The following is a 23091-nucleotide window of genomic DNA, read 5'->3' on the forward strand; positions in this document are numbered from 1 at the left end:
CCGCGCAGCTTGTGGTGCTCAAGTCGGGCATGTATTCGCAGGCCGGTGTTCGTGCGCATCTTGGGCTGGCTCGTCCAGTGCGATAGCCGTGGCGATGAGTTCCAACTACGGGCTCTTGACGTTCGAAAGTCTAACGCGGTCGGCGTATTCGCCGGACTCGAAAGCCGAGAAATGAGCCGAGAGTACACGGAATAAGTTTGCCCCGTCGGATGTTCTGAATGTGCCATCTGAACGGAGGAACGCGAATTGACCGATGAGAAGCGTAACGCCACGCCCGCTGACATAAGCCCCGATTCCCTTGACCGATTCGCCAGAAAGACCGCTTCCGCATTGCGCGCACGAGTCGCCGAGAAACCGCAGCGGGGCATGTTCGGCAACGGTGAACTCTGGCGCAGACATGAAAGGGACAATGGACAGATCGAGTCCATCGACAAGCTCTCCCGCGCGAATCTCGCTCGCCTACGCGCCAACCTGAAAAGGCTCAGCCCGCTCGAGCACGACTTCGTTACGAAGTTCGACAAGCGGCCGTTCTACGCGACCCACTTCACACCTGCGGAGCGTGACAGCGGCGGGGAAACGACGTTGTATTCGCGCAAGAAGCTGATCGAACAGCGCATCACGTTCGACCTGGCACATTCGCAGGCAGCCGATCTCGCCCAGGCGGCCAACGACGACTACGTGTTCTTCTCGCTCGAATGTGGCCGCACGCCCAAGAAGGCGAGCAGCCGGTTCGGAGACGTGCTGTACCGTTTCGATCTTGCATCCTCGCGGGTCGGCTCGCGCTTCGAACATGCGTGGCTGAGCCTCAACGACATGGTCGCACCACCCGACAACGGTCTCCGGCGCCGCGTTCCCGGACTCCCTGAGAGCGATTACCGGACGGTCAATAACGCAGTCGACCTTTACAACAAGCCGACCTATGTCTTCTCGGGCGGCTCGATGATGGTGGGCGTGGCGTTATCGATCGTGGAACTCACGCGCGACTTGAGCGTGGATTCGCAGCGCAAGCTCCTTTCCGCGCTATCCGACGATGACACCGACAAAACCCTGAACGGCCTGTTCAGGCCGGAACTCAAGCTGGCGCGGTTCCTCATCACCGACGAGTTCGAAAAGCATCTGGATGAGACCGGCGGCGCCGCACCGCCGTCGCCTTCGTCGCCTCCCGCATCGCCGACCTACATGGACATTCTGGACGCGTACCACGGTGGGCGCAGTCCCGGCTCGGATTCGGACTCGGCCTCGAATTACAGCCAGGATTAGATGGAATAGCCTTCGGGGCTCGGGTGTTATGAAAGGGCCAGCGCAAGTCCCACACGCGTGGCGGCTTCCAAACAGGGATTCAGGAGAGCACGAGATGAACGGTCTGTCACGCACCATGCACGCCTTGAGCGGCGTCACTTTCATGATCGTCGCGTGCGGCCCGGGCGCACAGGCGGCGTCGATCGATTTGCCCGATGCCCAGCCGCTGTTGCGAACGACTGCGTCGGGCGAGCAGATCTACTCATGTGAATATGACGCGGACCGCGTGCTCGGCTGGCTTTTCAAGGTGCCGCGCGCCACGCTTTCCGATGAGAGCGGCGCACCCGTCGTCGAGCATGGGGCGGGACCGTCCTGGCAAGCCGGGGATGGCAGCCGGATCGAAGGCCGCGTGCTGGCGCAGCGTCCGAGCAAGACGCCGAACAGCGTCCCCGAACTGCTGCTCGAAACGCGCTCGACGGGCACGCCGGGATTGCTTGCTTCGGTACGTCGCGTGCAGCGCGTCGATACGATCGGGGGCGCGAAGCCGCAAACATCGTGCACGCAGGAGCACGAGTTGGCCGGTTCTCCTTATACGGCCACCTACATCTTCTATCGATAGAGCATCCCGTCGAACCTGCATCGGAATAAATCGTTATTAGACGATTAGGACAACGTACTGAACGATCGCATCCCAAAGCTGACATGAACACCGAGCTCATTACCCATCAGAGCTGGAATCGCTGGCTCGCACCGCTCACGGACGCTGCCCCCTGCGGGCCCGACCTCGAGTACGACCCTCAGTTTCGCGAGTTCGAAGAGGCGATCGAGGGCCGTCCGGAAGCAGAGTATGGCGCGACGCTCGTCGCCGCAGTGCCGCCCGACTGGACCGTCGTGGACTCACTCGGCACGGCGCTGATGGAGCGCACACGGGACCTGCGTGTGATCGTGCCGCTGGTGCGTGCCCGTCTGGCTCGCCAGGGCGTCGAAGGACTGAGCGATGGCCTCGCGCTCACGGTCGCGCTGCTCGAACAGCAATGGCAGCACGTGCATCCTCAACTCGATGCAGGCGACGCCGACGATCCCACCGCGCGCGTCAATGCGCTTGCCGCATGCGTCGATCCCGCTGGCTTGCTGGCCGAACTGGCGGACACGCCGCTGTCGGGCCAGGGGCAGCCGGTCACGCTGCGCGAATGGGCATACGCCAGCGGCGATGCCCACGCACCCGATGGTCGCGCGGTGCGCACCGCGTCGGAGATCGAGGCGGCGATCGCGGCTACACCTGAAACATCGCTGCGCGCGAAGGCTGCATTCGATGCCGCGGCCGCTCACGTCGAGGCCATCGAAGCGCTTCTGTCGGCGCGTGTCGATGCGGCACGGACGCTCGATCTCGCTCCGTTGAAGACGCTATTGGAGCGGGCAAGAGCGCTTTTCGCCGGGTGTCTCGGGAATCGCGCGGATGCACCCGTGCCGGGCGAGGGCGTATCAATGGCGGCCGGCGCGGGCGATGTCATCAACAGCCGCGCCGACGTGGCGGCGACGCTCACGCGCCTGTGCGAGTACTACGCGCGTCAGGAGCCCGCGAGCCCCGTGCCGCTGCTGCTCGGGCGCGCCATCACGCTGATCGACAAATCGTTTGTCGATCTGATGAAGGACCTCGCGCCGGAAGGGCTGGCGCAACTCATCCAAGTGGTCGGCGTATCGGCAGTCGAGTCGTTGGACGACTGAGCCTCACGCCGCGCTTTTCAACCAGGAGCACTGACAGATGGCCAAAGAGAGCAGTCAGAAATTCATCGCGCGCAATCGCGCGCCGCGTGTGCAGATCGAGTACGACGTCGAAGTGTACGGCTCGCAGAAGAAAGTCAATCTTCCTTTCGTGATGGGCGTGCTGTCCGACTTGTCGGGGCAGCCGCAGGAGGACCTGCCGCCTGTCGCGGAGCGCAAGTTCTTCGAGATCGATATCGACAACTTCGATGAACGCCTGCGTTCGATGAAGCCCCGCGTCGCCATGCAGGTCGACAACACGCTGACGGGCGAAGGGAAGATCGGCGTCGACATGACCTTCGAGAGCATGAACGACTTCGAGCCCGCCGCGATCGCCCGCAAGGTGGAACCGCTCGCGAGGCTGCTCGAAGCACGCAGTCAGTTGCGCAACCTGCTGACCTACATGGACGGCAAGACCGACGCCGAGAACCTCGTCGCGCGGCTGCTCGAAGACCCGGCGCTCATGAGTTCGCTGGCCGCCTTACCCAAGCCCGGCGAGCATGCCGAAACCCAGGATACCGAATAAGGGAACGACGATGGCAGAAACCAACTTCGATCAATCCGTCGAGCGCGATGGGCAACCAGCCTACGAAACCGGCGACGCAAGCCCGTCCGGCGAGTTCCAGCAACTCCTGCAGAAGGCGTTCCGTCCTCGCTCGGACAAGGCCCGCGAAGCGGTCGAAAGCTCGGTGCGCACGCTTGCCGAGCAGGCGCTGCTCGACACGCAGCGCGTGTCCGACGATGCGCTCGCGACCATCGAAGCGCTGATTGCGCGTATCGACGAAAAGCTGAGCGCGCAGATCAACGTGATCCTGCATGCGGAGCCTTTTCAGAAGCTCGAAAGCGCATGGCGTGGCCTTCACTACCTCGTCACCAACACCGAAAGCGACGAGAGTCTCAAGCTGCGCGTGATGAACGTCTCGAAGGAAGACCTGCACCGTTCGTTGCGCAAGTACAAGGGCGTGGCATGGGATCAGAGTCCGCTCTTCAAGCGGCTCTACGAAGAGGAATACGGCCAGTTCGGCGGCGAGCCGTACGGTGCGCTCGTGGCCGACTATTACTTCGACAACAGCGGCCCCGACGTCGATTTCCTCACGCAGATCGGCAAGGTGTCGGCGGCGGCGCACGCACCGTTCATCGCCGGTGCGGATCCTGCCGTCATGCTGATGGATTCGTGGCAGGAGCTTGCGAACCCGCGCGATCTCACCAAGATCTTTCACACGCCCGAGCACGCCGCATGGCGGTCGCTGCGCGATTCCGAGGACTCGCGCTACATCGGCCTCGCCATGCCGCGCTTCCTCGCGCGCACGCCCTATGGCGCGAAGACGAGTCCGGTCGACGCGTTCGATTTCGAGGAAGACACGGCGGGCACGGATGCATCGAAATACGCGTGGGCGAATGCCGCCTATGCCATGGCCGCCAACATCAACCGCTCGTTCAAGACGTGGGGATGGTGCTCGCGCATTCGCGGCATCGAGTCCGGTGGCGCGGTCGAGAACCTGCCGGTCCATGCGTTCCCGACCGACGACGGCGGCGTGGACATGAAGTGCCCGACCGAGATCGCCATCAGCGACCGCCGCGAGGCCGAACTCGCGAAGAACGGTTTCATGCCGCTCGTGCACCGGAAGAATTCCGACTTCGCGGCATTCATCGGTGCCCAGTCGCTCAACAAGCCGATCGAGTACGAAGACCCCGACGCCACCGCGAACGCGAATCTGGCGGCGCGTCTGCCGTATCTGTTCGCGTGCGGCCGCTTTGCGCATTACCTGAAGTGCATCGCGCGCGACAAGGTGGGCAGCTTCAAGGAGAAGGACGAGATGCAGCGCTGGCTGCAGGACTGGATTCTTCAGTACGTGGACGGCGATCCCGCGAACTCGTCGGAAGAGACCAAAGCGCGCCGGCCCCTGGCCGCGGCGGAAGTCGTCGTCGAGGAAGTGGAGGGCAATCCGGGCTACTACACGTCCAAGTTCTTCCTGCGGCCGCACTACCAGCTCGAAGGCCTGACGGTGTCGTTGCGGCTCGTCTCGAAGCTGCCTTCCGCAAAAGCCGCCTGAACGGCACGCACTCTTTAGCGCAGTCAATCAATTCTCGATAAGGAAACCTCATGGCAGTCGATATTTTTTTGAAGCTGGACACGGTCAAGGGCGAATCGCTGGATTCGAAACACAAAGACGAGATCGACGTGCTCTCGTGGAGCTGGGGCCTGTCGCAATCGGGGACCATGCACCTCGGCACGGGCGGCGGCGGCGGCAAGGTCGCGGTGCAGGACCTGACCATCACGAAATACACCGACCGCGGCACGCCGTCGATCATCTCCGCCTGCGCCACCGGCAAGCACTTCCCGACCGGCAAGCTCACGGTGCGCAAGGCGGGCGGCACCAAGCCACTCGAGTACTACACCATCGAGCTCGAAAAGATCATCGTGACGAACTACGCGACCGGGGGCTCGGACGCCGAAGATCGCTTCACGGAGACGGTGACGCTCAACTTCGAGAAGTTTCACGTGACCTATCAGCAACAGGACCCGAGCACCGGGTCGGCGCAGGGCGGCGTGGTGGAGAGCAAGTGGAACATTCCCGCCAACGCGACCGCGTAAGCGAGGCATCCGCATGAGAAACGCGGACAGAGTGCGGCCGTCGCTGCTCGACCGTCTGACCGATCATGCGCCCGGCGCATCACGCGAAGGGCGCGAGCACCGGGCCAGTTCGGCGCGCGCGCAACGCCTGAGCGTGATGCGCGATATCGGCTGGCTGCTCAACGCGCAGGGTATCGCGTCGGCGCAGGATATCGCGCGTTTTCCGGAAGTCGCCGCATCGGTGCTCAACTTCGGGTTCGCGGACCTGGCCGGCAAGAGCGCGTCGAACGTCGATGTCGGACGCATCGAACGGCTGATGAGCGACGCCATCAGCGCGTTCGAGCCGCGCATCGTGCCCGGCACGCTGCGGGTGCGCGCCATGCAGTCGGACGACGCGGCCATCCAGCACAACGCGCTGGCCTTCCTCGTGGAAGCGGATCTGCATGCGCATCCCGTGCCGGAGCGCCTCTATTTGCGCACGGAGCTGGATCTGGAAGCAGGCAAGGCCAAGGTATTCGAAGGAGCCATCGAGCGATGAACCCCGACCTCATCCAGTACTACAGCCGCGAACTGCAGCATATCCGCGAAATGGGCGGGGAATTCGCGCAGGCGTTTCCGAAGATCGCGGGACGGCTGGGCCTCGAAGGCTTCGAATGCGCCGACCCTTACGTCGAGCGTCTGCTGGAAGGTTTTGGCTTTCTCGCCGCCCGCGTCCAGATGAAGATCGACGCGGAGTTTCCACGCTTCACGCAGCATCTCGCGGAACTGGTCTATCCGCACTATCTCGCGCCGACGCCGGCGATGACCGTCGTGAACGTGCAGCCTGACTTGACGCATCCCGCTCTCGCCGAGGGCGTGTCCGTGCCGCGCGGCACCGCCTTGCACGGCCGGCTCGACGGTGAACGCGCGACGCGTTGCGAATTCCGCACCGCGCATGGGTTGACGCTGTGGCCCGTCGAACTCTCGGCGGCGCGCCTCTTCACGCATACCGGCGCGATGCCGGGCATCGAAGCGCGCCTGCCTCGCGGCGTGAAGGCGGGCCTGCGTCTGACCTTGCGCGCGGCCGGCGGGCGCAAGCTGCGCGACCTGGCGATCGAGCGTCTGCCCATTTATTTGCGCGGCAACGATGGCGTTGCCGCGAAGCTCTACGAGTTGCTGATTGGCTCGACGCTCGGCGTCGTGGCGGGCGATGCCGTGCTGCCGGCCTCCGCGCTGCGCCCGCTCGGTTTCGGTGACGAGGAAGCGTTGCTGCCGGTGAGCGAGCAATCGTTTCCGGGCTATCGGCTGCTGCAGGAGTATTTCGCCTGCCCGCAGCGTTTCATGTTCGTCGGTATCGAGGGACTGCGTGCTCGACTGGCGCGTTGCGACAAGAGCGAGATGGAACTGATCGTGCTGCTGTCGCGCGCGGACACCGCGCTGGAACAGGTCGTCGATCAGGCGAATTTCGCGCTGCATTGCACGCCCGCGATCAATCTGTTCCCGCGCCGCGCCGATCGCATCGCCGCGACGGGCGAGCAGTTCGAATATCACGTGGTCGTCGATCGCACGCGGCCGCGCGACTTTGAGGTCTTCCGCATTCAGGGCGTGACGGGATACCGTGCGGGCGGCGGCGAGATCGCATTCCAGCCGTTCTACCGCATGCGCGATCTCGGTATCGACGATCCCGATGCCGCGTTCTTTCAGGTGCGTCGCGAGAAGCGTCTGCCGTCGGCGCGCGAGAACGAGCGCGGCGTCCGGCCTGCGGCGCGTTCCTCCTATGCGGGCAGCGAAACGTGGATTGCGCTCGTGGACACGCGTGAGTCGCCTTATCCCGCCGATCTTCATCAGCTCGGCATCAGCGTGCTGTGCACCAACCGCGATCTCACGCTGACCATGCCCCTCGGACGCGGCGAGACCGATTTCACGCTGGAACTCGAAGCGCCCGTCGCGGCCGTGCGCTGCGTGGCCGCGCCGAGCCGTCCGTTGCCTTCGTACGCGCAGGGCGCGGTCGCATGGCGGCTGCTGAGCCATCTGTCGCTGAACCACGGCTCCCTCGTGGACGATGCCGACGGCAGCGGCGCGCGCGCCATGCGCGATCTGCTCGCGCTCTACGCGCCCGAAGGCGACAGCGCGGCCGCGCGTCAGATCGATGCACTGCGCTCGATTCGCTCGAACGCAGTCACGCGCCGGTTGCCCTCGCGCGGCCCGATCGTATTCGGGCGCGGCCTCTCGCTCGACGTGCTGCTCGACGAGAGCGGATTCGAAGGTGCGAGCGCGTTTCTGTTCGGCGCGGTGCTCGCGCGCTTCTTCGAGCAATACGCCTCGTTGAACGCCTTTACGGAAACCATCGTGTCGTCGGTGACGCGCGGTGAAATCATGCGCTGGGCGCCGGAGAGCGGACGATGCCGGACGCTGTGACCTTGTTCGAACGCTTCGCCGCCGATGCGAACCGCTTCGATTTCTTTCAGGCGGTTAGGCTCATCGACGCGGCTCATCCGGCCTGCCCGCGCACCGGCGCGTCCCTGCGTCCGCGCGACGATGCGGTGCGCTTCGGCCAGGAACCGGAGTTGATCTTCTTTCCGACCACGCTGAAGCAATTCGTCGGCATGCAGGCGCAGCCGCCCAGGCTCGTCGTCAACTTCTTCGGCCTGCTCGGACCGAACGGCCCGATGCCCACGCATCTGACCGAATACGCGCGCGATCGCGCGCGCAATGCCGGCGATCCGACCTTTGCGCGCTTTCTCGATGTGTTTCATCACCGCATGACGTCGCTGTTCTATCGCGCATGGGCGGCCGCCCAGCCGGTCGTCAGTCTGGATCGCCGCGACGACGATCGCTTTTCGTCCTACGTCGGCACGGTGTTCGGGCTCAATCAGCCGTCGCTGCGCAACCGCGACTCGGTGCACGACTTCGCCAGGCTGCATTTCGCCGGGCTGCTGGCGGGGCCGACGCGCCATGCCGCCGGCTTGCGGCTGGTGCTGTCGCGTTATTTCGGGCTGCCGGTGCAGGTGACGCAGAACGTCGGTCACTGGCTGAAGCTGCCCGACGAGGCACGCTCGCGGCTCGGCGCGCCCGACGACGCCGCGCGCATGGGCGTCGGCACGATGCTCGGCGCGCGCGTGTTCGATCGCCAGCACAAGTTCCGCATCGTGCTCGGCCCGCTTTCGCTGCACGACTACGCGCGTTTCCTCCCGGATGGCGCGAGCCTCGTGCGCCTGGTCGACTGGGTGCGCTTCTATGTGCGCGACCCGCTCGAATGGGACGTGAATCTGCAATTGCAGCGCGCGGACGTCCCGCGTCTCGCGCTCGGGCGGCATCGGCGACTCGGCTACACGACGTGGCTGCATGCGCGCCTGCCGAGCCGCGACGCGACGCAGCTCATGCTTCGGCCGCTCGCCTCATCTCATGCAAAGGACTAGCTCAATGGCAGACATCAGCCGTGCCGTCATGTTCGGCAAACTCGACACGCTCAGCTTCCGCGCGATGGAAAGCGCCACGACATTCTGCCGTCTGCGCGGCAATCCGTACGTGGAGATCGCGCACTGGCTGCATCAGGTATTGCAGTTGCCGGATTCCGATCTGCATCGCGTGATCCGCCATGCGGACATCGATCCAGCGGTGCTTGCGCGCGATCTGACCGATGCGCTGGACCGTCTGCCGCGTGGCGCGTCGTCGGTGACCGATATCGGCGCGCAACTCGAAGAAGCGGTGGAGCGCGGCTGGGTGCATGCATCGCTGATGTTCGGGGCGCACACGATACGCAGCGCGCACGTGCTGGTTGGCATGTTGCGGACGCCCGCGCTGCGCAACGTCTTGCGCGGCATCTCGCGCGAGTTCGACCGGGTCAAGGCGGACGATATCGTCGAGCGTCATGCCGATCTGTTCGACGGTTCGCCCGAAACGCAGGCGCAGACGGCGCCCGCGCCGCAGCCTTCGGCGGACGCGGGCGCGCCGCAGGCGAACGACGCGCTGCAACGCTTCACCGTCGATCTGACCGACGACGCGCGCTCAGGCAAGCTGGATCCGATCGTCGGCCGGGACGAGGAAATCCGCCAGGTCATCGACATTCTCATGCGCCGCCGGCAGAACAACCCGATCCTCACGGGCGAGGCCGGCGTCGGCAAGACGGCGGTCGTGGAAGGGCTTGCGTTGCGCATCGTCGCGGGCGATGTGCCGCCCGCCTTGCGGCACGTGAGCCTGCGCACGCTCGACGTGGCGCTGCTGCAGGCGGGCGCGGGCATGAAAGGCGAGTTCGAGACGCGTCTGCGTCAGGTGCTGGATGCGGTGCAGTCCGCACAGAAGCCGGTGATCCTCTTCATCGACGAGGCGCACACGCTGATCGGCGCGGGCGGCGCGGCGGGCACCGGCGACGCGGCGAATCTGCTCAAGCCGGCGCTCGCACGCGGCGTCGTGCGCACGATCGCGGCTACGACGTGGTCCGAATACCGGCGGCATATCGAGAAGGATCCCGCCCTCACGCGGCGTTTTCAGGTCGTGCAGGTGCATGAGCCCGACGAGACGCGCGCGGTGACGATGATGCGCGGCATCGCGGCTGCGCTCGAGGCGCATCACGGCGTGCAGATCCTCGACGAAGCCGTCGAGGCGGCGGTGAGGCTTTCGCATCGCTATCTGCCGGCGCGTCAGTTGCCCGACAAGTCGGTGAGCCTGCTCGACACCGCCTGCGCGCGGGTCGCCGTGAGCCAGCATGCGACACCGCCCGCCGTCGACGATGCAAGGCGGCGCATCGGGACGCTCATGACCGAACTCGACGTCATCGCGCGCGAGGCCGCCATCGGCATCGATACCGCGGCACGGCACGAAGCGGCATCCGCGGACTTGCAGGTTGCCAACGCCCGTCTGGCGGCGCTCGAAGCGCGCTGGCATGCCGAACGCGGCATGGTCGAGGACATCCTCGCGCGCCGCCGCGCGTTGCGCGAACACGCGCGCGGCGCCGATCTGGACGCGCTGCGCGAACGTCAGGCGCAACTCGCCCTGCATCAGGGCGAAGCGCCGCTGATCCTGCCCGGTGTGGATCGTCACGCGGTCGCGGCGGTCGTTCAGGACTGGACGGGCGTGCCCGTGCTGGACATGCTGAAGAACGAGGTCGGCAATGTGCTGCGTCTCGACGAACTGCTCGACAGGCGCATCATCGGGCAGCACCACGCCACGCGCATGATCGCGCGCCGCGTGCAGACCTCGCGCGCGGGCCTCGACGATCCGAACAAGCCCGTCGGCGTGTTTCTGCTGGCCGGGACCTCGGGCGTCGGCAAGACGGAGACGGCGCTCGCGCTCGCGGAGGCGCTCTATGGCGGCGAGCAGAATCTCATCACCATCAACATGAGCGAGTATCAGGAGGCGCATACCGTGTCGCTCCTGAAGGGCGCGCCGCCGGGCTATGTCGGTTTCGGCGAGGGCGGCGTGCTGACCGAGGCGGTGCGCCGCCGTCCGCATAGTGTCGTGCTGCTCGACGAAGTCGAGAAGGCCCATCCGGATGTGCACGAACTGTTCTTCCAGGTCTTCGACAAGGGCCACATGGACGACAGCGAAGGGCGTTCCATCGATTTCCGCAACACGCTCATCCTGCTGACCACCAACGCGGGCACCGACTGTATCGCGGAACTGTGTGCCGACCCGCGGACGCCCGCGCCGATGGAGGTGATCGAGCGGGAACTGCATGCGCAACTGCTGCGGACGTTTCCGCCCGCGCTGCTCGGGCGCATGGTGACGATTCCGTATTACCCGCTTTCCGGCGACATGCTGCGCGCCATCATCCGGCTGCAACTCGGGCGCGTGGCGGAGCGCGTGACGAGCAGGCATCGTGTGCCGTTCACTTACGACGATGACGTCGTCGCGCAGATCGCGCTGCGCTGTACGCGGCTGGAAAGCGGTGGCCGCATGATCGACGCGATTCTCACCAACAGCGTGCTGCCGCGCATCAGTACGGAGTATCTGTCGCGCGTGATGGCGGGCACGGCTCTTTCGCGCGTGCATGTGGGCGTCGAGGACGAGGAGTTCACGTATGCCTTCGACTGAACGCCATGTGCGCCTGAATTGCGCGGCGCTCGGCGGCGATGCCGTGTTCCTGCGCATGTCCGCCAGCGAGGCGCTCGGGCGTCTGAGCCGGTACGAGATCGCTTTTCTTTCGACGCGCAACGACATCGATCCGGGCAAGGTGCTCGGGCAGGACCTCACGGTGACGCTCGACTATCCGGCCGGCGGTTCGCGCGAGTTCAACGGCATCGTGACGACGCTGCGTCTGCTGATTCCCGGCGACAGCACCAAAAACCGCATGGCGCGCTACGAAGCGATCGTGCATCCGCGCATGTGGCTGCTCACGCGCGCCGCGCACCGGCGCTTCTACCATCAGCGCACGGTGCCGCAGATCGTGTCGAAGGTGCTCGAATCGTACGACGTCGATTTTCGCAACGCGTGCACGGCGAGCTATCCGCCGCTCGATCATTGCGTGCAGCACCGCGAAACGGATTTCGATTTCGTCAGCCGCCTGATGGAGCGCGAAGGCATTCACTACTTCTTCGAGCACGAAGGCGGCAAGCACACGCTCGTGCTCGCGGACTCCGGCGCCGAACACCGGCCTATCGCGCATTACGGCACGGTGCCGTTTCAGGCATGGGACACGCCGCGGCAGGACGAGGAGTGCGTGTATCGCTGGGTATCGGGCGCGACGCTGGAAACGGGGCGCTACGAAGTCAACGATTACGACTTCGAGAAAGCCTCCGTCAGCAACAGCGAGGGGCTCGTCGCCCGGGCCACGCGCGGCGCGCCCTATGACCCGCCGCGCTATCTGATGCAGGAACATCTGACCGGGCATCTGTCGGCGGGCGACGGCGAGCGGCTTGCGCGTGTGAACGTCGAGATCCATCAGACGCAGAACGATTCGATCGAAGGGCGCAGCACGGCGCGCGGCATCGCGGCCGGCGGCCTGTTCCGTCTTCGAGATCATCCGGCCGGCGCGCAGAACCGTCAGTATCTGGTGATCGAGAACCACGCGGAGATCGTGTCGGATGCCTATGTATCTTCGGACGATCCGAGCCGGCCGCTTTTCGATTGCCGATTCCGGGCGATCCGCGGCGACACCACGTTCCGCTCGCCGCGCGTGACGCCCGCGCCGCGCGTCGCCGGACCGCAGACCGCCGTGGTGATCGGGCCGCCGGGAGAGGAGATTCTCACGGATCAATACGGCCGCGTGAAGGTGCGGTTCCACTGGGAACAACTGACGCAGACCGACGGTGCAAACCCGCTCGACCGCTGCTGGGTGCGCGTCGCGCAAGGCTGGGCCAACCGGCGCTGGGGCGCGATGTTCCTGCCGCGCATCGGGCAGGAAGTGCTCGTCGATTTCGTCGAAGGCGACCCGGACAGGCCGGTGATCACGGGCGCGGCTTACAACTCGACCAACATGCCGCCGTATGAGCTGCCCGCGCAAAGCGCGGTTTCCACCGTGAAAAGCCAGTCGACCCAAGGCGGCAACGGCTACAACGAAGTCCGTTTCGACGATCGCAAGGGCAGCGAGCAGATGTTCTTTCACGCCGAGCGCGATCACGAAACCTGGATCAAGAACGACGCCCTGATGAACGTGTCGGGCGAGCGCCACGTGAGCATCGGTGGCGACGAGTTCCGCGCGACGCGCGGCGCGCGCAACGATTCCGTCACGGGGCGGAGCACGTCGCGCGTGCTCGGCGGCGTGTCGGCGGCGAGCATGACGACGCACGACCAGTTCGTCGGCGAGGCGTATTCGCTGGAGGCGGGCGCGGCGGTGCGCATCAAGGCGGGTGCGGCGGTGGAAATCGAGGCGAGCGCGACCATCGCATTGCGCGCCGGCGCGTCGTACATCCTCATCGGTCCCGAGACGATCGAGATGTCGAGCTTTCCGATTCCGGTCGGCCCGGGCGTGCCGCCGGTGCCGCTCGCCATTCCGCCCGCGCCGCCGGCGCCGCCGCGCGATGCCGACGATGGCGCCAGCAAGGGCCGCAAATAGGAGATCACGATGACACTGACGCTGACAGTACGGGGCGGCGAAGGCGACGAGCGCGCCGCGCCGCATACGATGGCAATCGACGAGACCGCCACCATCGGGCGCGCGCCGGAGTGCACGCTGGTGCTGGGAGATGCGCAGCGCGGCATCTCGCGCATTCAGGCGTGCATCGAACGCCGCGGCGATACCTACGTTCTGGTCGATGCCGGCAGCAATCCGACGCTCTTGAACGACGAAGCGCTCGGGGCCGGGCGCGAAGCGGTCCTGTCGAACGATGACCGTATCGCGATCGGGGCTTATACGCTGGTCGTGTCGGTGGACACGGTGTTCGCCGTCGGCCAGACGCTGATGACGCAGCCCGCGCCGTCCGCGCCTGTTCCGTCCGCGAGCTTGCCGGCCACGCCGGAATTCGAGGCGCCGCCGCCCGCGCCGCTCATTCCCGACGACTGGAACGCGCCGCACGACCGCACCGCGCCTCACGCCGGGCCGGGCGACGACGATGCCCCATTCACTCCCGACCCGCTTGCCGCGACGCCGCTCTTGCGCGAACCCGGCAACTTCGGCGGCGATGCGAGTCAGGCCCTGATGGATGCGCTGAGCGGTGCCGATCCTCTACGCGACGCAGGCGCGCCGCGCGCACCTCGGGTTGAGGCGGCGGTGTGCAGTCTGGAGCACGTCTCGCCGGAGCGCGTCATGTCGGCGTTGCCCGCTGTGCAACCGCCGCACGAGTTGCGCGATGCGCCACCATCTGCATGGAACGGCGACGAAGCCCACGACGAAGCCCACGACGAAGCGGACGACGCAGCGCACGACGAAGCGGACGACGCAGCGGACACGCCGCAGAACGAAGCGGCGCTGCTCGATGCGTTGCTCGACGGCCTCGGCGTCGAACGTGCCGACGTCGCGCACATCGCCGCGCCGGACCTCGCGCGCCTGATCGGATCGATGCTGCGCACGGCCACGCAGGGCGCGATGTCCGTCCTTCGTTCGCGGGCGATGACCAAGCGCGAAACCCGCATGGCCATGACGATGATCGAGGAGCGCGACAACAATCCGCTCAAGTTCTTTCCGGACGCCGATCGCGCGTTGACGCAGATGCTCGGCGCGCGGGGCCGTGGCTACCTTGCGCCCGACGAAGCCATGCGCGCCGCGTTCCACGACATCCAGACGCACGAACTGGCCCTCATCGCCGGCATGCGCGCCGCGCTCGACGACGCCATGGCGCGCATCGAACCTGCCGCCATCGAACGCTCGCTCGATGCGCCGGGCCGGTTCCACGCCATCGTCGGCAATCGCAAGGCGCGGCTGTGGCAGCGCTACGTCAAGACCTGGGAACGCGTGTCGCGCGACACCGGCGACGACTTTCAGCAGCGCTTCGGCGAGCCGTTCGGCCGTGCGTATCAGGCGCAGCTCGATGCGCTGCAATTCTCGAAAGACTGAGTCAGCTCATGTACTGGAACAACAAGGTCATCTGGTCGGAGGGCATGTTCCTCCAGCCGCAGCATCTGCAGCAGCACGACCGTCACGTCGAGGCGCTGCTCGAAGGCCGCGCGGGCGCGCTGCGTCCCTATGCGTGGGGCTTCACGAAACTCGAGATCGACGAGGCGCTGCTCAAGCTCGGCAAGCTCGCGCTCCGATCCGCAGCCGGCGTGCTGCCGGACGGCACGCCCTTTCGCCTGCCCGCCGACGACGACCTGCCCGAGCCGCTCGAGATTCCCGAGAACGCGGCGAACGTGACGGTCATGCTCGCCTTGCCGGTGCGACGGCCCGGCTCGCCGGAATCCGGCGGCGGCGAGCACGCGGACAACCTCGCGCGTTATCGCGCAGGCGATGTCGAAGTTCACGACAGCAACGACGCCGATGCGCTCCCCACGTTGCTGCAGGTTGGCAAGCTGCGTCTGCGCCTCGCGCTCTCGCCCGACGTCGCGCATGCCCATGCGTGCGCCGGGGTCGCCCATGTGATCGAACGCAAGAGCGACGGCCGTGTGGTGCTCGACGACGGATACTGCGCGCCGTGTCTCGACTATCGCGTGGCCGGCAAGCTCGCGCGCTTTGCGACGGAGCTGGCCGGCCTCTTGCAACAGCGCGGCGAAGCGCTTGCGGGGCGGCTCGCGCAGCCCGATGGCGCGGGCATGGCCGAGATCGCCGATTTCCTGCTGCTGCAGATCGTCAACCGGGCGCAGCCGCTGGTCGCGCATTTCAACGCGCTGAGCGGGCTGCATCCCGAGGCGCTTTATCGGGTGTGCATCGGCCTCGCGGGGGAGCTTGCCACGTTCAGTCAGGCGGGCCGCAGGCCGCCGGAATTTCCCGCGTACCGGCACGAACGGCTGAAGGAGAGCTTCGAGCCGGTGATCGCCGCGCTGCGGCTCGCCTTGTCGCGCGTGGCCGATCCGCAGGTCGTGTCCATTGCGCTGGAAGAGCGCCGCTACGGCCTGCGCGTCGCGCTGGTCAACGATCGCGCGCTCTTCACCGGGGCGACTTTCGTGCTGGCGGCGCGCGCTCAGGTGCCGACCGACACGCTGCTGTCCGGGTTCGGCAGCCAGGTGAAGATCGGCAGTATCGAAAAGATCCGCGACCTCGTGAATCTGCAATTGCCCGGCATTGCGCTGCGGGCGCTGGCGGTCGCGCCGCGCCAGTTGCCGTTCCACGCCGGCTACAGCTACTTCGAACTCGACGACAAGAACGAAGCATGGGCGACGCTGGCGTCTTCCGCCGGCATGGCGCTGCACGTCGCGGGGGAATTTCCCGGCCTCGCGATGGAACTCTGGGCAATCCGGCACTGAAGCCACGCCGTTTGAAGGAAGCCATTCCATGTCCAACGACACCCACCCGCCGCTCGACGATGCGGTGTTTCTCGACGCGGCCCAGACCATCCGGCTGCCGACGCCCGGCCGCAAGCGCGAGCCCGCGACGAACACCGGCGCGCCGCCCGCGACGACGGAAGCGCCGCTCGCGCCGCTCGACGCCTCGATCGCGGGGCGCAATCCGCTCCTGCGCGCGGCCAGTCCGCTGCTCGAACTCGCGCTGCCGCTACGCCGGCTCGCGAGCCACCCCGATCTCGAAGCCCTGCGCGCACAGCTTATCCAGATGGTGCGCAGGTTCGAAGCCGATGGCCGCTCGTTCGGCGTGCCCGATGCGCAGCTCGGACCGGCCCGCTATTGCCTGTGCACGTTCATCGACGAAGCCATTGCCGCCACGCCGTGGGGCGCGGGCGTCTGGGGCCGCCGCAGTCTGCTCGTGACGTTTCACAACGAGGCATCGGGCGGCGAGCGGCTCTTCGTCATCCTGCAACGGCTGGCGCAAACCCCGGCGGTGGAGATCGACACGCTCGAACTCATCTACGTGATGCTCGCGCTCGGCTTCGACGGGCGCTATCGCCTGATCGAAGGCGGCAAGCGTCAGCTCGACGAGATTCGCGCCCGCCTCGAACAGATGATCCGCGCGCAGCGCGGCGCGGTGGAACGGGCGTTGTCGCCGCACTGGCGGCCCGCCGACCGCGAACGCAAACGGCTGCTCGGCTTCCTGCCGCTGTGGGTCGCGCTCGCGCTCGCGGCCGCCGTGCTGATGACGGCGGGCCTCGTGCTCGGCCTGCGCATCAACGCATTCTCGGACCCGGTGTTCGCCGCGATGCGCACAATCCGGGTCGCGCCCGCGCCGGTGCTCGCCGACAAGACGAAGGCCGCACCCAAGCTGGCCGCCGCGCTGAGCAGCTTCCTCGCGCCGGAGATCGCGCAGGAGCTGGTGACGGTCGGCGAGTCGGCGGACCGCACGACCGTCACGCTCAACAATACGGCGCAAGGCGTGCAGATTTTCGCGTCGGGCAGCGCCGATCTCGATGCGCATTTCGCCCCGCTCGTGCAGCGCATCGGCGAAGCCTTGCGTGACAAGCCGGGCAATGTCGTCGTGATCGGGCATACGGACAACCAGCGCATCGTGTCGGCGCGCTTTCCGTCGAACGTGGCGCTGTCGCAGGCACGCGCGGACACGGTGCGCGCGATGCTCGCCGCCAAGCTGCCCGATCCCGCCCGGGTCAGCGCCGAGGGACGCGGCGACACGGAGCCGGCCGCATCGAACGATACGGCCGCCGGGCGCGCGCGCAATCGCCGCGTGAGCATCGACATTCTTTCGCCGGGAGCCGCACCATGAAGTGGATCGATACCCTGAAGAAGCCTGCTGTCGTCTCTTTCGCCGGCGTGCTCGCGCTGGCTGCGCTCGTGTGGTTCTACGGGCCGCTCGTCGCCTTCGACGGACGCGCGCCGCTCGACAGCGCGGCGCGCCGGTGGCTCGCAATCGCGCTGATCGTCCTGTGCTGGGCCGGATACTGGGGCGTGCGGTATGCCAAGGCGCGCATCGCCGGGTCGAAGTTCGTGCAGGGTCTTGTCGCCGATGCGCTCGATCCCGCGCGGCGCGAGCCGGACCCCGCGCGCCAGGCCGCCGATGCCGAACTCGCCACGCTGCGCACGCGTTTCGAAGACGCCCTCAGAACGCTGCGCGAAACGCGCGGCGGCGCGAAGCAGGGCGTGGCCGGCTGGCTGAGGCCGCGCCGCGAAGCGCTCTACGATCTGCCGTGGTACATGTTCGTCGGCGCGCCGGGGGCGGGCAAGACTACCGCGCTTGCGAACTCCGGCCTGCGCTTTCCACTGGCGGACCGGCTGGGCGCGCAGGCGGTGGGCGGGGTCGGCGGCACGCGCAACTGCGACTGGTGGTTCACCGACGACGCCGTGCTCCTTGATACCGCCGGCCGCTTCACGACGCAGGATAGCCATGAAGAAGCGGACCGCGGCGCGTGGCTCGGCTTCCTCGCCCTGTTGCGCAAATATCGTCCGCGCCGTCCGTTGGATGGCGTGATGGCCGTAGTGTCCGCCGCCGATCTGCTGCAGCAGTCCGACGAAGCGCGCGCCGCGCATGCGGTGACCATCCGCGAGCGTCTGTCCGAACTGAACCGGCAACTCGGCGTGCGTCTGCCGGTGTACGTCGTCGTCACCAAGAGCGACATGCTTGCGGGCTTCTCCGAATACTTCGACGACTTGGGCCGCGACGAACGCGAACAGGTCTGGGGCGTGACGTTTCCGCTCGCATCGAATCAGGGCGAAGGCGAGGCCGGCACACCGCTCGCGCGCTTTCCCGACGAGTTCCGTCTGCTTCACCGGCAGGTGCAGGATCGCGTGCTGCAACGCATGCAGCAGGAAACCGACGTGCGCCGCCGCGCGCTGATCCATTCGTTCCAGCAGCAGTTCGCGGGCATCGAGCAGGCGTTGCAGCGTTTTCTCGACGATGCTTTCGGCGATTCGCGCTTCTCCCGCGCGGCTTTGCTGCGCGGCGTCTACTTTACTAGCGGCACGCAAAGCGGCCGTCCGCTCGACCGCATGATGAGCGCCATGGCCGGCTCGCTCGGACTGCGCCGAGAAGTCGTGATGGCGGATGCGTCGAGCGGACGCGCCTACTTCGTCAAGCGGCTGCTGCGTGACGTGATCTTCGCGGAGCAGGGCATCGCGGGTACGGATGCGCGCACGGAACGGCGGCGCACGCGCTTTCAGCGGGTCGCCGTCGGCCTGATCGGCGTGTCGCTCGCGGCCGGGCTGGCCGGACTGATTGCCAGCGACCGGCAGAACCGGCGTTTCGTCGAGGAAAGCCGTCAGCAGGTCGCGGCGCTGGCGGAACGCGCGAAGCAGACGAGCGCCGGCGATAGTCCGCTCGCCGTGCTGCCGCTGCTCGATGCGGCGCGCGATCTGCCCGGCGGCGACGCCGAGCGCGCCTCACACGATCCGTCGTGGTGGGCGGGCTTCGGGCTCGATCAGCGCGAGAAGCTCGGGCGCGAAGCCGAGCGCGTCTATCAGCGGCTGTTGCGGCAGACCTTGCTGCCGATCGTCGTGCAGCGCATGGAGGACCAGTTGCGCCACGCCGGGTCGGAAGATACGGCGACGCTCTACGAGGCCCTGCGCGCGTATCTGATGCTGGGCGACCCGGCGCACTTCGATCCCGACGCACTGCAGGTCTGGGCAATGCGCACCTGGCGGCAGGGCGCCATGAAGGACGCGAGCGACGGTGAGCGCGCCGACATCGAACGTCACCTCCAGGCGCTGTTCAGCCGCGGACAGTTCGATTCGAACCTGCCGCTCGATCAGAGCCTGATTGCGCAGGCGCGCGCCGTGCTGAATCGCGTGCCTCTGGCGCAGCGGCTCGACGGACGCATCCGGCAGCAACTCGCGCAGCAGCGCCTGCCGGAATTCACGGTCGCGAAGGCGGCGGGTCCGAGCGGACAGATCGTGTTCGTCAGAAAGAGCGGCGCGCCGCTCACGCAAGGCATCGACGGCGCCTATACGCGCGAGGGTTTCGCGGCGTTCGAGCGTCTGCGCGAGGCGGCGCTCTCGAATCTTCCCAAAGACGACTGGGTGCTCGGCAACGGCCAGACCCGCGCCGGCGCGCAGGATACGGACGCGTTGCGCACCGCGCTCACGCGCCTCTATAGCGACGAAACCATTCGCCAATGGGACGCGCTGCTGGCGGATATCGGCGTCGTGCCGTTCGATGCGCCGGACCAGGGCGCCCGCATGGCAAACCTGCTCGGCGCGCCGAATTCGCCGCTGCGCGCGTTGATCGAGGGTATTGCGCGCGAAACGCGCTTCGCCCCGCCCGCCGCGCCGCCCGGCAAGCTCGACACGCTGCGCAAGCACATCGGCGTCGAGACGGACGCGCCCGCCGCGCCGACGCTCGTCGACACACATTTCCAGGCGCTGCACGATCTCGCCGGCGCACCGCTCGACGACTATGTCAACGCGCTGAAGGACGCCGCCGCGACCTTGCAGGCGGAAGATACCGCGCGCAGGCAGTCCCTGCCGCTGCCCGCGACCGCGCCGCTGGACCGGCTCAAGCTGATGTCGCAGAATGCGCCCGCGCCGCTTGCGGCCATCCTGCAGGGCGTCGCCGGCAACGCCGATACCGTGCAGATCCGCAGCCAGCGGGCGCAGTTGCAGTCCGCGTGGGCGGCGAGCGTCGCGCCGGCGTGCCGGCAGGCGCTCGACGCTCGCTATCCGCTGGTGCGCGGCGCGACGCGCGACGCAGCCCCCGACGATTTCGCGCGCGTGCTCGCGCCCGGCGGCCTCGTCGATACGTTTTTCCAGCAGAATCTGCAGAGCCGCGTCGACACGTCGGGGGCGGTGTGGAAGTGGCGTCCCGACGCGAAGGCGCTCGGCTTGTCCGACGACGTGCCGGTGCAGTTCCAGCGTGCCGCGATGTTGCGCGAGGCGCTGTTCCGCGACGGCGGCCGCGATGTCTCCGTTCGCTTCACGGCGAAAGTCACGTCGCTCGATCCGTCGGTGAAGCGCTTCGTGCTCGATATCGACGGCACGCAGCTCACCGCCTCGGGCGACGCGCCCAACGCCACGGCCGAGTTTCGCTGGCCGAGCGGCAAGGGCACCGGGCAGGCCCATGTCGAACTCGATCCCGCCGACGGCACGCCACTGCGCGCCGACGGACCGTGGGCGCTGTTTCATGTGTTCGACGCAGCGCGCGTCCAGCAGGCCGGGCCACCCGATCGCTTCAGTGTGTCGTTCGATGGCGGGAAGGTCGTGCTGTCGCTCGTCGCCAGCAGCGTGAACAATGCGTTGCGCGCGGGCGTCCTGAATGCCTTCCGTTGCCCGGCTTCGTTATGAGCGCGGGCTTCTACGGCAAGGTCCGCACGCACGGAGACTTCGTCGGGCGCGGTTTGCCGGACTCATTCGTGAAAACCTGCGACGCCTGGTTGCAACGCGGCCTTCTGACGGCCCGCCAGCGCGCGCCGCACGAATGGCTCGAAAGCTATCTCGCCATGCCCGTGTGGCGCTTCTGCGCCAGTCCCGACATATTCGACGAACGCGCGTATGCCGGCGCGCTGATGCCCGGCATAGATGCGGTGGGGCGCTATTTCCCGCTGATCGTCGCGCGGGAAATCCACGGCGCGTCGTGCGCCGTCGATTCCCCGTGGCACGAAGCGGCGGCTGCCCTCGCGCTGTCCACGCTCGCGCCGTCGTTTTCAATGCGTGCATTCGAGGCGCGGCTTGCCGCACTGCCTGCACCGCCGTTCCGTGAAACGACGTGCCATGGCGGCAGCGCGTGGTGGACGCAAGCGGGCGAAAAAGCGCATCGGCACACAGGCGCGCTGGACTCCGGCTTGTTCTTGCGTCTGCTCGGCGACTGACGCTAGCCGCCCGCGATGCCCCATTCGCGCCGCAAGGTTTCGCGATGCTCATCGGGCACGGCGTCGAGCAGACGCGCATGGAAAGCGGGCAGATCGGCGGATTGCGCGGCGGCGCGGCGCGCGACGATGCGCGCGACCGGACCGAGAAAAGTCGTGAGCCGCGCGGCGGCCTCGTTCACGCTTTCTGCGCTGACGGTCTGCGCCCGTGCGCCTGTCGAAGGCGGCGTACCGACCGCAAGGCGCATCAGCAGCGCATCGAAATCGCGGCGCGCTTCGTCGGTCGGCAAATGGGCGGCGAGCCGCCCACGCAGCGTATCGATGTCGGCCGCGTCCGCGCAGGCGCGGCGCATCAGCAGCGATGCGACCGGACCCACGTGGCTCGCGAGGCGCTTCTCGATTTGCGCGATCATGTCCGGCGCGAAGGCGGGCGGCGCATCGAGCGCGGCGGGCGCATCGAGCGCATCGAGCGCGGCGGGCGGAACGCGCGCGGCGATCACCGTGCGTTCGGCATCGTCCTGTGCATCGGCGGCGAACGCGGCCAGCACTGCGTCGCGCCATTCGCGCGCCGAAGCGAAGCGGGCTTCGGGGCGCTTCGCCATGCCCTTCATCACGAGGGCGTCGATATGAGCAGGAACGCCGCGGGCGACGCTCGACGGAAGCGGCGGCATGTCGTCGAGAATGCCGCGCATGACCGCCGCCGGCGTGCCGGTGAACGGGCACACGCCGGTGAGCATTTCATAGAGCACGACGGCGGCGGAGAACAGGTCGGCGCGCGCATCGACGGTATCGCCGGTGAACTGTTCCGGAGACATGTAACTCGGGGTGCCGAGCAAGGTGCCTGTCTGTGTGAGCGCCGACGTGTCGAGACGGGCGATGCCGAAATCGGCGACCTTGCATTCGCCGCGCGGCCCCATCAGCAGATTGGCCGGCTTGATGTCGCGATGGACGATGCCGGCCTCGTGCGCATAGTCAAGTGCATCGAGCAGTTGCGCGAACCACCGAAGGGCGCTCGCCGGATTCATCGACGTTGCCGTGCGCGCGTGCCGGGCGAGACGCGCGGCGAGGCTTTCGCCGCGCACGTATTCCATCGTGATGAAGGCGATGTCGTCGGCTTCGCCGTAGTCGTAGATCGCGACGATGTTCGGATGCACGAGACGTCCGGCCGCGCGGGCTTCGTTCAGAAAGCGCGCCGTCAGTTCGTGCGCGGCCGCGGCGTCGTCGGTGGCAAGGCGGTGCAGCGTCTTCAGCGCGACCTGCCGCTCGATCTGCGGATCGAACGCGAGATAGACGATGCCCATCGCCCCGCGCCCGAGCACGCGCTCGATGACATAGCGTCCCAGCGTTGCCGGCACGTCATCTGCCGATGGCATG

At 67.1% G+C, this 23091-nt stretch carries 17 protein-coding genes; 16 read left to right on the forward strand and 1 reads right to left on the reverse strand.

The window, feature by feature from the left end:
* The first annotated feature begins 246 nt into the window (after positions 1-246).
* From LDZ26_RS20080 to tagF, 16 genes are all read left to right on the forward strand, one after another.
* On the forward strand, positions 247-1260 hold the full coding sequence (locus LDZ26_RS20080) for a hypothetical protein (RefSeq protein WP_244850996.1): 1014 nt from the start codon (positions 247-249) through the stop codon (positions 1258-1260).
* A gap of 94 nt (positions 1261-1354) precedes the next feature.
* On the forward strand, positions 1355-1858 hold the full coding sequence (locus LDZ26_RS20085) for a DUF3455 domain-containing protein (protein WP_244850997.1): 504 nt from the start codon (positions 1355-1357) through the stop codon (positions 1856-1858).
* An 83-nt stretch (positions 1859-1941) separates the two neighbouring features.
* Positions 1942-2964 carry a type VI secretion system protein TssA gene (tssA, locus tag LDZ26_RS20090; RefSeq protein WP_244850998.1) on the forward strand — a complete coding sequence of 341 codons (1023 nt, stop codon included), beginning with the start codon at positions 1942-1944 and terminating at the stop codon, positions 2962-2964.
* Positions 2965-3001: 37 nt separating this feature from the next.
* On the forward strand, positions 3002-3526 hold the full coding sequence (tssB, locus tag LDZ26_RS20095) for a type VI secretion system contractile sheath small subunit (protein ID WP_244850999.1): 525 nt from the start codon (positions 3002-3004) through the stop codon (positions 3524-3526).
* Between the two features lie 10 nt (positions 3527-3536).
* The gene (tssC, locus tag LDZ26_RS20100; RefSeq protein ID WP_244851000.1) at positions 3537-5054 is read left to right on the forward strand and encodes a type VI secretion system contractile sheath large subunit; all 1518 of its coding nucleotides are present in this window, start codon (positions 3537-3539) and stop codon (positions 5052-5054) included.
* A gap of 50 nt (positions 5055-5104) precedes the next feature.
* Complete coding sequence (locus LDZ26_RS20105; RefSeq protein ID WP_014193150.1) at positions 5105-5596, forward strand: type VI secretion system tube protein Hcp; 492 nt, start codon at positions 5105-5107, stop codon at positions 5594-5596.
* Between the two features lie 13 nt (positions 5597-5609).
* On the forward strand, positions 5610-6113 hold the full coding sequence (tssE, locus tag LDZ26_RS20110) for a type VI secretion system baseplate subunit TssE (RefSeq protein WP_244851001.1): 504 nt from the start codon (positions 5610-5612) through the stop codon (positions 6111-6113).
* On the forward strand, positions 6110-7972 hold the full coding sequence (gene tssF, locus LDZ26_RS20115) for a type VI secretion system baseplate subunit TssF (protein WP_244851002.1): 1863 nt from the start codon (positions 6110-6112) through the stop codon (positions 7970-7972). The genes tssE and tssF overlap by 4 nt, the downstream gene beginning before the upstream one ends.
* Positions 7957-8973 (forward strand): type VI secretion system baseplate subunit TssG, encoded by a 1017-nt coding sequence (gene tssG, locus LDZ26_RS20120; protein WP_244851003.1) that lies wholly within the window; start codon positions 7957-7959, stop codon positions 8971-8973. Before tssF ends, tssG begins: the two co-directional genes overlap by 16 nt.
* Positions 8974-8977: 4 nt before the next feature.
* Positions 8978-11587 (forward strand): type VI secretion system ATPase TssH, encoded by a 2610-nt coding sequence (tssH, locus tag LDZ26_RS20125; protein WP_244851004.1) that lies wholly within the window; start codon positions 8978-8980, stop codon positions 11585-11587.
* Positions 11574-13547, forward strand: a complete 1974-nt coding sequence (locus tag LDZ26_RS20130) for a type VI secretion system Vgr family protein (RefSeq protein WP_244851005.1) — start codon at positions 11574-11576, stop codon at positions 13545-13547. Before tssH ends, LDZ26_RS20130 begins: the two co-directional genes overlap by 14 nt.
* Positions 13548-13556: 9 nt before the next feature.
* Positions 13557-14984: a type VI secretion system-associated FHA domain protein TagH gene (tagH, locus tag LDZ26_RS20135; RefSeq protein WP_244851006.1), complete on the forward strand. Its 1428-nt coding sequence runs from the start codon at positions 13557-13559 to the stop codon at positions 14982-14984.
* Between the two features lie 8 nt (positions 14985-14992).
* On the forward strand, positions 14993-16327 hold the full coding sequence (tssK, locus tag LDZ26_RS20140; RefSeq protein ID WP_244851007.1) for a type VI secretion system baseplate subunit TssK: 1335 nt from the start codon (positions 14993-14995) through the stop codon (positions 16325-16327).
* Between the two features lie 28 nt (positions 16328-16355).
* Entirely contained in the window at positions 16356-17690 is a 1335-nt protein-coding gene (gene tssL / locus LDZ26_RS20145) for a type VI secretion system protein TssL, long form (RefSeq protein WP_244851008.1), read from the forward strand.
* Entirely contained in the window at positions 17687-21196 is a 3510-nt protein-coding gene (tssM, locus tag LDZ26_RS20150; RefSeq protein WP_244851009.1) for a type VI secretion system membrane subunit TssM, read from the forward strand. Before tssL ends, tssM begins: the two co-directional genes overlap by 4 nt.
* The gene (gene tagF / locus LDZ26_RS20155) at positions 21193-21720 is read left to right on the forward strand and encodes a type VI secretion system-associated protein TagF (protein WP_244851010.1); all 528 of its coding nucleotides are present in this window, start codon (positions 21193-21195) and stop codon (positions 21718-21720) included. Before tssM ends, tagF begins: the two co-directional genes overlap by 4 nt.
* A 2-nt stretch (positions 21721-21722) precedes the next feature.
* Here tagF and LDZ26_RS20160 read toward each other — a convergent pair whose 3' ends face one another.
* A complete protein-coding gene (locus tag LDZ26_RS20160; RefSeq protein ID WP_244851011.1) occupies positions 21723-23090 on the reverse strand; it encodes a serine/threonine-protein kinase in 1368 nt (455 codons plus the stop codon).
* Between the last annotated feature and the right edge of the window lies 1 nt (position 23091).

Source organism: Caballeronia sp. SL2Y3 (assembly GCF_022879575.1).
GTDB lineage: Bacteria > Pseudomonadota > Gammaproteobacteria > Burkholderiales > Burkholderiaceae > Caballeronia.